This window comes from Sulfitobacter sediminilitoris, from assembly GCF_010667575.1.
Lineage (GTDB): Bacteria > Pseudomonadota > Alphaproteobacteria > Rhodobacterales > Rhodobacteraceae > Sulfitobacter > Sulfitobacter sediminilitoris.
The window spans coordinates 107,704-119,947 of record NZ_JAABNT010000010.1 but is presented as its reverse complement, the minus strand read 5'-3'; the positions used below and the strand labels follow the sequence as shown (position 1 = coordinate 119,947).

Genomic DNA, 12,244 nt, shown 5'->3' with positions numbered 1-12,244 from the left:
TTATGATTTATTCTAAATATCAAGAAGAGTTATCCGGTTGTAAGTATAAACTCTGCAATACAAATACAGTTGACAACTAAATTTAAACAAATAGATGATTAACCGTGTCTCTTCTTATGATGCCGGAGCTGCCCCGCATGACAAACTCGCAAAGTGCATTGATCGTCCTTATTGATGCCGAAGATGTTCGGCATGCCTTTGCCAGCTGGCCGGATGAGATTTGTCTGGCCGCATGCCTGATGCGGGATGGTGACTGTAACATGGTGGTGTTCCGCCGGGACGAGCGGCCACACATTGCTGAACGGATCATGGATGTCCTTCGGCTTGCGGCGCGGGACATCTGTTTTGTTCCGCAGGTGCCGGGATTTGAAACGCGGTCTTTTCGATACTCGGATGAGCGGCGGTTGATGGCACTGGTAGCGTCTGATCCGACGGTACTGGACGAGGCCATCGATTATGCCGTGAACTACACTTACGCGTTGGAAGAAGGGCTGGATCCGGCGCTGGTTCTTGGGCTGAAGCCAAGGGTTCCGGCCGCGCCGGTGTCCGCCCCAAAACCCGTACAGCACAGCACACCTGCCCCTGCTCCTGCTGTGGATCGGAAGTCCACCGGCGAATTGAGCCCGCTTCTGCCCGAATTCCTGCGCAGGTCCGCCGAGCAGGCCCGCCGTCCAAGATTTGTGAGCGTGCGTAAACCCAAGCTAGCTGTATTGGCTGCACAATATTAGCGCAGCGCATTGCGCAGGTTTTCAAAGACCTGATCATCAAGCGGACTGGGCGTCGGCGTGGTATGATCCGCCGCATGCTTTGTCTCTTGCAACAAAGGGTCGGTGTGGTCCGTACCGGTTTGCTTTGACGGTGACACGTGATCGTCGTGGGTCCCTTTTCCGTGCGGTTCGGCGTCTGCCTTTTGGACAGGAGCGTCAGCCTGATCTTCCGTTCGGTACTGCACCATGATCGAGATGCGTCGGTTAGAGGGATCTTCGGGGTTTTCGGGCTTTAGAAGCTGTGTATCAGCCATGCCGGACACCCGGATGATGCGGTTGCGGTCCACGCCTGATGCCTCGAACACCCGGCGTGTTGCGTTTGCGCGGTCAGACGACAAATCCCAGTTGTCGTAGGTATCATTATTCGCGAAGGGCACCGCGTCCGTGTGGCCGGACAGGATAATGCGGTTGGGCAACTGGGACAGTGATTTGCCAAGGTTGCCAATCAGTGTTTCGGTGGCACCGGCCATTTCGGCGCGGCCACTGTGGAACATTGGTTTGCCTTCCTGATCAATGATCTGGATGTGCAGACCTTCGGGCGTTTGTTCGAAAATGACATTCTCAACCAGCGGATCAAGATCGGGGTTCTGCTGCATCGCCTGCAGGATATCGTTCTGCAGTTCCTTGAACTTCATGTCGTCGATGGGATGCTCTGCCTTGATGTCGATTTCGGCGGACTGTCCACTTGCGGTTCCGCTGTCACCGTCAGGGCCGGCCTTTTGAATCTTTTCCGAAGCATCAGCAGACGCAGGATTTTCGTGGTCGCCCTGCTTGTTGCCGAGCACCTTTTCATCCGGATTAGATGTCTCCGTGACATCCCTCACTTCCCATTGAGTGGGGGAGGGGTCATCCATCGCCCCCAGTTGAGAGCCACGCGCAACGATACTGCCGCTGGATGCGGTCAATGTGCCGGGGGGACCCAGCGTTGCGCCATCCAGAACACCGCTGCCGCCGGGCAAGGTTGCGTTGGTAAAGTATTCCGCAATCCCGCGCAGTTTCTGTTCGTCAGAACTCGCAAGAATCCACATCAGAAGGAAAAATGCCATCATCGCCGTCATGAAGTCAGCGTAGGCTACCTTCCAGCCACCGCCGTGGTGTCCACCACCTTCGATGACTTCGATCTTCTTGAAAATCTTGGGCTGCGTTGTCGCTGCCATATACTCTGCCTCAACACGTCGAATGGATCGATCGTTATCGGCGGCAGTGCTTCTGCTACTCCGCGGTTAGGGGCAGGTATCAAGGTTAAAAGAGGATTAACAGCGGCTGAATTGAGGCATTTCCAAGGCGCCGGGAGATGCTTTTAGGCAGAGGGCAAGCTGTTTTGTGTTGCCACGTCATCGCGGGTGTATTTGCCCAGCCCAATACGCTTTGCGTATTCTGCCTTGCGGATGGAATAGTTCGGCGCAACCAATGGATGATCCTCTGGCAGATCAAAGCGAACACGGTACTGTTCTTCGGTCAATCCATGCTCTGCCTTCAGATGCCGCTTGAGCATTGTGAAGGACTTGCCACAGCATAGGCAGGTGACTGCCTCGTCCGTGACTGACTGATCAAGTGGCACCGCCGGAACAGCGATCTGGGTACTTAGGTCTGCAGTTGAAACCAGACTTCGGGGTACGTCTTTGTTTGCTGCGTCTCCCAACACGGCCTTCAGTTGTTTCGCGAGTGCCACAACGTCCTCGACGGTAGCATTCTCGCGAGCTGCGAAACAGGAAAGGACCTGCACCAAGGCGTTGGTCGGCTGTGTCGCATTAATCTTGTTAGTCACCGATCATTCCTTGTGTTACCCGCCCTGGTTGAAGAAATCCGTTCTTCCAATTTTTAAGATGTATTTGGCAGTTGCAGTATCCAAGTCAAGGACCGTTTGAGAATATTTGTCTCATTTGAAGAACTTTCAACTTCGAGTTATCTTTATTAACCAGCTTAGACGGGATTCTCTCTTTGTGTCGCAAGAAAATTCAGAGCGCTGTGCTGCCATCGGCGGAAAGTTGCGGTGTCCAATTGATGCATTTGCACTTTTTCGCCGATGATTTGGGCTGATGTTCGTTTATTGAAAGTGTCGCTTGGCATCTCTGGGGCTGGCGTGCGTTTGCATCTGCAACGCGTCTGAAAGAAGTCCCGAACGGGCGATCACATCTGTCGCATATTGCATCGTCTCATGCAGGAACTGGTCGTGCTGAGTGAGCTGGACGAGTGAAGAGAGTCGGTGCGCGGCGGCGATCGCTTGTTGTCGGGTCGCCTGAGCGCCATTGGAACTTTTCATAGTGATAACCTATATTTCAGGTTTTCAGGCGCTTTCTGCATCCATTATGAGCAGTACCTAAGTATTGAAGTTAATCATTCGTAAAATTTTCGATTTTTTCTTGTGTTGGCTCAAATTTTTCTCGAAGAATGGACTTCCGGATCGTGACCTGGCTTGAACCGATGGATGGGTCGCCAGGCCGGGAAGATGATTTCGTAAGGCAACTTGATGCTGTGTGCGGGCGGGAGTGGCCAAGACAATGTTTAGAGAACAGATAGGGACGTCATCTTTGCTGGTGACGAACGACCCCTCAGTTGCGCATCCATTGACTTACCTGTTTCTTATTGTCCTCAAGCACAAGTTCGAGACAATTTCGACGTTCCAGAAAATCGCGGAAAATGGCATCGACCAAGCCACAAAAGGTGTTGTTTTTGTTCATATTGCTGATGACTGCAATGGCAAAATCGAAGCTATCCAGTCACTGAATTCGCTGGACAAAAAGCCCATCGTTATTGTTATCCGGGACCGCGAATGCATTTGTGGCACCGATGCATTTTTTGCTGGTGCGGACGATGTTGTTGAATGGCCGTGCCCCTTGCATGAACTTGCGGCGCGGGTGGCAGTGCGCCTTGGTCATCCACTGGATCAAGACAACCTGCAAAACCTGAATGTAGAGTGGGAAACCGAAGCATATCTTGCTGATCGTGCGCAACTGACCACCGTTGAAGCACAGATTCTTGGAATTCTTTACCGCCATCAAGGAGAGATCGTTACGCGGGACGATCTGAGCCAGGCGATAGACGGACGACCCTGGCAGTATGGCGACCGCAAGTTCGACGTTCATGTCGCCAAGATCCGCAAGAAGTTCTCTCAGGCATTCGGATCAGAGATTTCGGTATCGACGGTCAGGTCATCGGGCTATCTGCTTTTGACCGAAACCCAGGACAGTGGCGTCGAAGGCTGATTGTTGCTGCTTGATGCTCAGACTGCCAGAAAAACCACAATCTGCCGGTGATTCTGCGATGAACATATTTATTCCAATGATGCAAATATTTAAATGTAAAATTCATGTGTTGGTAGTTGTGTTCCAAATCTGGGCGTCGGCACCATTACTAGTTATGTGATGAACAATAGCTACCATATCTAGACATCAGAAAATCAACGACAAAAGCGGATTTTTGCAACCTTTCGAATGTTAACTTTCGCCTGCCGAAAATGGTTAACGCTGAGTAAATGCCCAAAAAAGCGTAGAAAAATTAACAAATTTTCGGTTCAAAGAGTCCGTCGAATTGAGTAACTTTGAGTTGAAAAGTTAACGGAGGTGAAGTGGTGAAGACTCAAACTGTCCTGGAGCATGTTTGGAGCCATCAAATGGAGATTTGCGAGGGCTCAAATCATTCTCCGGTTGCGCGCATGCTGTCGTCCCTATTGTCCGTTCCGACCGTGTGCTTCACCTCGAAGCTGGATCACGAAGGCATGACCGCCTGCGCCTGTATCGCGGGAGAAGAGGTGATGCCGGGTGCGTCACTTGCCGATGTGCTCTTTGAGGAATTCGAGATCGAAGTCAGCGATGATACCGTCATCTACATTGAGTCCGCAGCAATGAATCAGGCCAAGGATTATTCTGCTGAGACGCTGGGTCAGGCAATCGGTGACATCCTTGTTAAGCTGGCTGTGCCACATCAGACGGAAAATCCGGTTGGCGTAGCGCCTGAAGGACATGTTGTGTCGCAGCAGACTCGGGATAAGCAGCTGTCTTGGCAAAGAGAAGCGCTTGTTCAGTAGAATCGCAACGATCCGGCGGCCCTAGTGGCAGCGCGTAGAACTAATCACAATATATGGTAGAGCCCACGAACCATCCGGTACGTGGGCTTTTCTCTGGTTGTGACATCGCTGCAATAATCGGGGTCGTCGATGCCCTAAACGGCCCGAATCTCAGTAAAATTTCCAAATGTTAAATTTCCCTTAACTCCGCATCGCTACAGTTACCGTTGAGGCAGAAAAAAAACAAAAGGTGACAGGAATGAGCGTAGCCGCGTACAAGCGGACGATCTCGCACACGGAAGCGCCACGCGAGATTGAGCGTCGCATCCTTGCGCAAGTGACTTCAGAACTAGAGCAGCAATTCGAGGCCTTTGATACGACAGAGCGTCGTATTGATCGTTTGCAATTGCTGGCTGACGGTTTGCGGCACACGCTTTGGAAAAACCAGATGATCTGGGCCACGTTCAAAATGGACCTGCTGGAAAAAGACAACGCGCTGAACCCAAATCTGCGTGCCGGGCTCGTGTCCTTGGCTGTCTGGGTTGAAAGCCATACGCAAAGCGTCATGGCGGGTGGCAAGACGGTTCGCCCGCTGATCGACGTCAACCGAAGTATTATTGATGGCCTTGGCGGACGGGCCCTTAGCGCAGCACCGGAGTGATCGGATATGGGATTACAACTGACACTGAAACCGAATGAGCGTCTTCTGATCAACGGCTGCGTTGTGCGTAATTCTGACCGGCGCCAGATGCTGGTGATTGAGACCCATGCAGATATTGTTCGCGAAGCAGACCTGCTGAAAGAGGATGAGGCGCGCACACCTGTAAAAGAGGTGTATTTTTTCATCCAGGCTTCGTTGCTTGACCCTGCGATACGCGCAAAGCTGGTGCCGATCATTCAAAAGAAGCTGGGACAGATGGTTCCTGTTTTCCATGATGAGGTTGCGCAGCACATTTTCGATGCTGCCCATCATGTGTCCACGGCAGATTTCTATAAGGCGATGCGCGCGCTGCGTCCGCTGATCGAATACGAGGCCCGGCTGTTTGAGATGCTGGAAGACAAATACGCCAAGACGGCGGCAGAGTAGGTTGGGACGATGATCAGCATCAATGGTCTTGGCAGTCCGACTGCATTGCGATTGATAGATGCGACGCGCGATCGGCAGATTGCATTGATGCGCGATGAGCCGACCAATCAGCGTGCGGAACAAGCATTTCGCGAACGCATTGGCCAGATCACGACCCCAAAAGAGCTGATCGAGGATTTCGAAGTCTATAGCTTTGTGATGCGCGCCTTTGACCTGGAAGACCAGATCTTCGGTAAGGGCCTGATGCGCAAGGTGTTGGAAAGTGACCCGGTCGAGGAAACGTCCCTGTTGAACCGTCTGACGGATCAACGGTTTCGGGAACTGCACCTTTCCTTGGGATTTACGACCGAAGAGGGCGCGCAGGTTCCGAATTTCAACGGTCTGACGTTTCAGAATGCTGTTGTGGACCGGTTCTATGACCGGCAGTTCATCAATCAAAACGATGAACAGAACAGCACAGTGGGCACAGTACTGGAATTTCGCGAGAAAGCGGAAACCATCGACAGTTGGTTCGATGTGTTGAAGGACAAGAAACTGACCAATTTCTTTCAGGTGGCGCTGAATTTGCCCAAGGAGATTTCAGGTCTGGACCTTGATGTGCAGAAAAAGCTGTTTGAAGAAAAATTTGATCTGGCCGATCTGGCCGACCCGGCAGAGCGTGAGCGGTTGATCACCCGCTATACGGCGATTTCTGATGTGATTAATCCGCAAGGGTTTGCTTCGAATAATATCGCTGTAAGCATCTTGCAGTCTGCCAGTTTTGGCGCGCAGTTCGTGCCCATCACACTGGATGTGGCCACGATCAATTTCTCGGCTTCGCAGCTTTACCGCTAAGATGCTTTTAGTCCGACATGTCTTCGAGCATGTCTTCGCCGGTTTCCGGCAGTTCCACCGTTCCATCAGCGATCAATCGCAATGCCGCTTCGACCAGTTGTGATTGGGCGTCTTTCACATCGCGGGCCTTGACAGGCCCCATGGATTCCATCTCTTCCTGCAACATTCCGCGGGATCGCGAGGGCAGGGAGGCCAGGAAGTATTCCCGGACTTCTTTCTTTGCGCCGCGCAGGGCAAGCGGCAGGGTGTTCCCGCTGACTTCACGCATGATCTTGCCCAGCATGTTTTCCTTGAATTTCACCATGTCGTCAAAGACGAACATTTTTTGCTGGATGGCTTTGAACTGAACCGGCTGTCGCTGTTCCAGCTCTTTCGAGATCTTGCTGAACAGGTCTTCGTCGAGTTTATTGAAAATCGATACAAGCTGCCCTTCGATACGCGCCTCGGCGCTGCGCCCGGCCTTGGCCAGAACGTTTTCGCGCAGCGTGGTTTCGATGTTCTGAATGGTATCGGTGGGCAGGTTGTCCATTTGCATGATCCGCTCGATCACGTCCGGGGCGCGGTCGGCCCCCAGCATGGGCAGCACCTTGGCCGCTGCTTCGGGCCGGATCCGGGTCAGGATGACAGCAACGGTTTGATTGTGTTCTTTTGACAGGAACTCGACCAACTGTTTTGCGTCCAGTTCCGAAAGGTCTTTCCAGACATTGCCGACAGTGTTGCTGCCGATCTCATCAAGGATTTCGGCCACGCGTTCTTCAGGCAGGAACTCTTTCAACAGACCTCGCGCCGCTTCGATGGAGCCGACAACGCCCCCGTCGTGGCTGATCTTCTCGTCGAATTCGAGCAGGATTTCCTCGACGATGCTCGCGTCAATCTCGCCCATCGTTGAGATGGCCGTGGTGATGTTGCGGATCTCTGACACATCAAGCTGCTGCATCAGCGCCCCGCCGCGTTCTTCGCCCAGACACAGGAACAGGATCGCGGATTTCTGCGCGCCTGACATGCGACGGTGTTTGCGGAAGGGGACGAACTGGTTCATCTGACGGCGATTCCGGGCTTTGGGCGTTTCGGGTTAGCTTAAGGATAAATTAAACTATCCTTGAATAACATATCTTTCTTCATGATCAGGCGTATTATCCACCCAGATATGACCCGATCAGGGACCCGGCCAGCATGTACCACCCGTCGATGAGAACAAAGAAGATCACCTTGAAGGGGAGGGACACCAATACGGGCGGTAACATCATCATGCCCGCGCTCATCAGGACAGAGGCGACGATCAGGTCGATGGCGACAAAGGGCAGATAAATCAGGAAGCCGATGGTAAAGGCCGACCGTAGTTCTGAGATCATGAAGGCCGGGATCAGGGTGCGCCAGCTGGGTGGGGCATCGGGGTCATCCGCGGGTGTGGCTGTTTCGCCGGATATGTCCTGAAACAGCTGAAGGTCCTTGTCGCGCACATTGACCATCATGAATTCGCGGAAGGGTTCGGCAATGGCCATCATGGCCTGTTCTTCGGTGATTGCATTGGCGACCAGCGGCCGCACACCGCCGTCAAAAGCATCTTCGAACACGGGTTGCATGACAAAGAAGGTCATGAAAAGCGCCATGGCATTCAGCACGATGTTGGGCGGTGTCTGGTTCAGGCCCAGTGCCAGGCGCAGCATGGAAAAGACGATGACAAAGCGGGTGAAGCTGGTCATCACGACCAGCAATCCCGGGGCCACGCTGAGCGCGGTCAGCACCGCGAAAAGCTGGATCAACCGACCGGATAGGCTGGCCCCCTGATCACTGCCGGGGGTGACACCGCCCAGTTGCGAGGACAAATCGCGGATCAACCCGCCAATCTCTGTCTCCTGCGCCAAAGCGGCGCCGCTGCCGGCGATGATCACCAGCAGGGCAACGCTGACAAGCGCCGCTGAACGACAGAAATAGGGCAGGGGACGGGTGATCATTTCAGGTTTCGGACACGAAATCTTTGACGATTTCACGCAGAGCAACGCCCAGCATATCGCCCTGTACCCGCACCAGATCGCCACGCGCGACCATGCGGTCGTTGATCATCAGATCAACCGGTTCGCCCACCCGGCGGTCCAGTTCGATCACAGAGCCTTTGGTCAGGTTCAGGAGTTCCGAAATAGGCATCCGGTTGCGTCCCAGAACCACACGAACCTCCAGCTTGACGCCAAAGATCGCATCAAGGCTCTTTCCGCCGTCCTTGGCCTCACCCTTGGCAATTTCCTTTGGCTTCGCTTTGGATTGAGCGGCGTCGCCCTGAGCGTTTTCTGGCTTTTCGTCGGGGGTAGTCTCTTGTTCGTTTTCCAACATTTACCCTGCTTTCTGAGTGGCTTTTTCGTAGTCTTCTGCGGCCTTGGCCAATCCCTTGAGCATGGCAAGGCTTGCAGCCTGGATGTCATAGTCCAACCGTCCGCCCTTCCAGCGCACCTGCGCGGCCCCGCGGTTCATGGACGGATCGGCCTGTAAATCAATCTGTGTGTTGCGCGACGCGTTGCTGAGCCAATCGGGCGCCTCGTTCTGTAGAACGGCAATCACGTCCGGGCAGGCGCGAACAATCAGAACCGGATCGGTGCGCGATTGCTGGACGCTTTGACGGATCCGCGCGATGGCCAGATCGACGCCGTAGGTGTCCAGAAGTTCGGGCACCAGACGTTCGGCAATGCCCGAGAACAGCTCGATGATGTCGCGCTCGGTATCAAGGCGGAGCTGGGTGTCAGATGCGGCAAGTGCCTCGAGTTGTGTACGAATGGCCTCGCGTTCCAGTTTCAGGCGTTCGGTCTCGGCGGCGTCGAACTCTGCTTTGGCGTCCTGTTTCCCGATGGTGCGGCCTGCGTCGAACCCTTCTTGGCGGGCGGCTTCCAATTGGGCCTTGAGATCGGCAATTGCCTCTGCCGCGGCGCTGGCGTCTCCGTGGACAGACCGTTTGGCATCGGTGTCAAAGTTGCGCTGAAAGAGGTCGATCATGCCTCAGCCTCGGTCTTGAGCCAGGATCTGAGGACACGCAGCACCTCGTCCGGTTTTTCATCGGCAAGGCGCTGGATCCTGTCGATTTTCTTTTTGTGCAGATTGCCGCGAATGCCTTGCTTGGTGACATATTCGGGCACGTCATCACCATAATCGGACTCAATGATCCCGACTTTGCTGGGTAGCGGGTCCTGACCATCGACCCCACTGAGAGTCTGCGCGTTGGGCAGCATTCTGGGGCCATCCTGACCTTCTGCGCGGTCAGGGTTGTCCTGAGCGGCGGCGGCCAGGTCAGGAGCATTGCTGTCCTCTGGCGGGGGCAGTTGTTCAGGTTCGGCAAGGCGGTTCAGGACAGGCCGGACACCAAGGATCAGCGCCAGACCAACGATCAGCAGGGCAAGCACGCCGCGCAGGATCGGGACGATGCTTTCGCTGAGCCGATCCATCATCGACATTCTGAGCGGATCCCCCAGATCCATGGAGTAATCCATGAAGCGCATGCTATCGACTGAAACGCTGTCGCCGCGTGCCTCTTCAAATCCGACGGCGGATTTTACCAGTTCTTCGAGCCTTGCAAGCTCGTCTGGTGTGCGTTCGGCATAGGCGACGTCAGAGCCGTCGACGTTGTAGATCCCGTTGATCAGCACGGCGACGGTCAGCCTGCGGACCTCGCCTGCCTCGCGCACGATTTCACGGCGGGTATTGCCGATTTCGTACTGGACGACTTCGTCCGTTTCCGAACGGGTGTTCGTCGCACCGGCTTCACCATCGGTAAGGGCAGCGGGAATGTTGTTCTCGACCCCGACATTGCCACCACCTTCGTTGCCGCTTTGGTTTTCGGACTTGGTTTCAGTAGAGCGCACCACCTGCTGATCGGGGTCAAAGCTTTGTTCGATGATCACTTCGCGCTGGGTGCTGAGTTCAACGTTGACCCGGACGCGGGCGTTCCCGGCGCCCACACGCGCCGTCAGGATGCTCTCGATTTCCCGCGATAGCCGGTCCTCGATATTGGACTTGGCCGTTTGCATGGTGCCCTGGCCTTCGCCATCGGCCCCTTCGGCCAGAATGGTCTCACCGTTCGCGGAAAGAACGGTCACGCGTGACAAATCAAGCTCTGCCACCGCCGAGGCGACAAGGTTCCGCACGGCAATGGCCTGCTTGCGGTTGACTGCGCGACCCGGTTCGGGGCGGATGATGATGGAGGCGCGTGGGGCAGGGGCCTCGCGCGAGAAAGGTTCCCGGTCTGGCAGGACAAGGTGCACGCGCGCGGTTGAGATGCCGTCGAGTGTCTGGATGGAGCGGGCAAGCTCTCCTTCCATGGCGCGGGTGCGATTGATCTTTTGCAGGAAGGAATTCATCGCAAGGCCGCTTTTCTCGTCGAAAAGCTCCCAGCCTGGATCGCCGTCGATTGATACACCGCTTTCCGCCAAGACCATTCGCGCACGGGCCGCATCCGCGCGGGGGACCGAGACCGAAGATCCGTCTTCGGAGACCGTGACGTTAAAGCCGGCGTTCGCCAGCGTTGCCTCAATCGAACTGGCGGATGTCACCGACAGGTTGGAATAGATCGGTGCGTAGTCTGGCCGGGACAAAGTCCCCAGACCTAAAAGCATGACGGCGATCACGGCAATGGCGGTCCCGCCAAGGACCATCAGCCTTTGCCGTCCCAAGGCACTTAGATTTTCAAATAATCCTTGCACAGAGCACTCCGTGGATTGTCTTTTGTACTATACATCATTAAAGGAAGGTTAAGAGCAAGTATAGATAGAAATATAAACTTGTAATCAATGAAGAACGCGATGATTATTCTTGCGTAGGAGATATCGAGACAGCCATGGCCAAGAAACCGAAGGCGAAGGCAAAAGAGGCAGCAACTGACGAGGACGCCGGTGCAAAGCCGCGCGGGTCACGCAAGCTTCTTTTGGCTGCGGCGTTGATGTGCCTGTTGTCGCTTGGCGGCGGATTCTTTCTGGCGCGCATGGCCTACATGCAGGATGCCGAAGCCTATGCGCCTGATTACAAGAGCGAAGAGGAAGACCACGGCGATGGTCAGGGCGACGATCACGCAGAGGCCAAGGATGACGATCACGCAGAGGCCAAGGATGATGGTCATGGTGGAGAGAAAAAGACCACGTTGCGGACCGATATCACGGACCCTCTGGCCAAGGCTGGCCATGATGCCGAGAAGGCATATGCCCTGCAGGCAAAAGAGGATGAGTACGGTGGCGACAAAGGTGACGTGCTTGACACCGGTTTGCTTAACTTCGGGGACATGACGACGAACATCCAGAGCTTTGATGCGCAGGGGTTCGAGAAAACGGCGTTTCTGAAGATCAACCTGGTGGTGGCCTATCGGCCCGACGAGGGATCGGGTGCGCTGATGGAGGAACGTGAACCGTTCATGCGGGACCTGTTCAACGGATACCTGCGGGGTCTGTCCGAAGCCGATGTGCGTGGCATGGCGGGGATTCTCTACATCAAGGGAGAGCTTTTGAAACGCGCGCGGGCGGCAGTGGGCAGTGATCTGCCGCAGGAAATCCTGATCAACGACTTGATCGTGCAGTAGGA

General features: G+C 54.7%; 15 protein-coding genes. 7 read left to right on the top strand and 8 right to left on the bottom strand.

What is annotated here, in order from left to right:
- The first annotated feature begins 104 nt into the window (after positions 1 to 104).
- The gene (locus GV827_RS15775) at positions 105 to 728 is read left to right on the top strand and encodes a flagellar motor protein (protein WP_328823165.1); all 624 of its coding nucleotides are present in this window, start codon (positions 105 to 107) and stop codon (positions 726 to 728) included.
- Here GV827_RS15775 and GV827_RS15770 read toward each other — a convergent pair.
- The 3 genes from GV827_RS15770 to GV827_RS15760 form a co-directional block, all read right to left on the bottom strand.
- Positions 725 to 1,924, bottom strand: coding sequence for a flagellar motor protein MotB (locus GV827_RS15770; protein ID WP_164354773.1), 1,200 nt, complete (start codon positions 1,922 to 1,924; stop codon positions 725 to 727). The two genes, GV827_RS15775 and GV827_RS15770, sit on opposite strands and share 4 nt — an antisense overlap.
- A 143-nt stretch (positions 1,925 to 2,067) precedes the next feature.
- Positions 2,068 to 2,535 carry a MucR family transcriptional regulator gene (locus tag GV827_RS15765; protein WP_328823164.1) on the bottom strand — a complete coding sequence of 156 codons (468 nt, stop codon included), beginning with the start codon at positions 2,533 to 2,535 and terminating at the stop codon, positions 2,068 to 2,070.
- 279 nt (positions 2,536 to 2,814) lie between these two features.
- Complete coding sequence (locus GV827_RS15760) at positions 2,815 to 3,030, bottom strand: hypothetical protein (protein ID WP_164354772.1); 216 nt, start codon at positions 3,028 to 3,030, stop codon at positions 2,815 to 2,817.
- 274 nt (positions 3,031 to 3,304) lie between these two features.
- Here GV827_RS15760 and GV827_RS15755 point away from each other — a divergent pair, with 274 nt between their 5' ends.
- The 5 genes from GV827_RS15755 (at position 3,305) to GV827_RS15735 (ending at position 6,694) form a co-directional block, all read left to right on the top strand.
- Positions 3,305 to 3,973, top strand: a complete 669-nt coding sequence (locus GV827_RS15755; RefSeq protein WP_164354771.1) for a winged helix-turn-helix domain-containing protein — start codon at positions 3,305 to 3,307, stop codon at positions 3,971 to 3,973.
- 449 nt (positions 3,974 to 4,422) lie between these two features.
- The gene (locus GV827_RS15750; protein WP_164354770.1) at positions 4,423 to 4,794 is read left to right on the top strand and encodes a hypothetical protein; all 372 of its coding nucleotides are present in this window, start codon (positions 4,423 to 4,425) and stop codon (positions 4,792 to 4,794) included.
- A gap of 238 nt (positions 4,795 to 5,032) precedes the next feature.
- Positions 5,033 to 5,434, top strand: a complete 402-nt coding sequence (locus tag GV827_RS15745; RefSeq protein WP_164354769.1) for a flagellar biosynthesis regulator FlaF — start codon at positions 5,033 to 5,035, stop codon at positions 5,432 to 5,434.
- A 6-nt stretch (positions 5,435 to 5,440) separates the two neighbouring features.
- On the top strand, positions 5,441 to 5,860 hold the full coding sequence (locus tag GV827_RS15740; protein WP_164354768.1) for a flagellar biosynthesis repressor FlbT: 420 nt from the start codon (positions 5,441 to 5,443) through the stop codon (positions 5,858 to 5,860).
- 9 nt (positions 5,861 to 5,869) lie between these two features.
- Positions 5,870 to 6,694, top strand: coding sequence for a DUF1217 domain-containing protein (locus tag GV827_RS15735; RefSeq protein WP_164354767.1), 825 nt, complete (start codon positions 5,870 to 5,872; stop codon positions 6,692 to 6,694).
- Positions 6,695 to 6,701: 7 nt separating this feature from the next.
- Here GV827_RS15735 and GV827_RS15730 read toward each other — a convergent pair whose 3' ends face one another.
- The 5 genes from GV827_RS15730 to fliF all read right to left on the bottom strand — a co-directional run bounded on the left by GV827_RS15730 (position 6,702) and on the right by fliF (position 11,376).
- Positions 6,702 to 7,733: a flagellar motor switch protein FliG gene (locus GV827_RS15730; RefSeq protein WP_235930385.1), complete on the bottom strand. Its 1,032-nt coding sequence runs from the start codon at positions 7,731 to 7,733 to the stop codon at positions 6,702 to 6,704.
- 94 nt (positions 7,734 to 7,827) lie between these two features.
- Positions 7,828 to 8,649, bottom strand: a complete 822-nt coding sequence (fliP, locus tag GV827_RS15725) for a flagellar type III secretion system pore protein FliP (protein ID WP_164354766.1) — start codon at positions 8,647 to 8,649, stop codon at positions 7,828 to 7,830.
- Between the two features lies 1 nt (position 8,650).
- Entirely contained in the window at positions 8,651 to 9,022 is a 372-nt protein-coding gene (locus GV827_RS15720) for a FliM/FliN family flagellar motor switch protein (RefSeq protein WP_235930384.1), read from the bottom strand.
- Positions 9,023 to 9,676: a FliH/SctL family protein gene (locus GV827_RS15715; RefSeq protein ID WP_164354765.1), complete on the bottom strand. Its 654-nt coding sequence runs from the start codon at positions 9,674 to 9,676 to the stop codon at positions 9,023 to 9,025.
- Entirely contained in the window at positions 9,673 to 11,376 is a 1,704-nt protein-coding gene (fliF, locus tag GV827_RS15710) for a flagellar basal-body MS-ring/collar protein FliF (protein ID WP_164354764.1), read from the bottom strand. Before fliF ends, GV827_RS15715 begins: the two co-directional genes overlap by 4 nt.
- Before the next feature lie 134 nt (positions 11,377 to 11,510).
- Between fliF and GV827_RS15705 the strand changes: the two genes are divergently transcribed.
- Positions 11,511 to 12,242 carry a flagellar basal body-associated FliL family protein gene (locus GV827_RS15705; protein ID WP_164354763.1) on the top strand — a complete coding sequence of 244 codons (732 nt, stop codon included), beginning with the start codon at positions 11,511 to 11,513 and terminating at the stop codon, positions 12,240 to 12,242.
- Positions 12,243 to 12,244 lie beyond the last annotated feature (2 nt).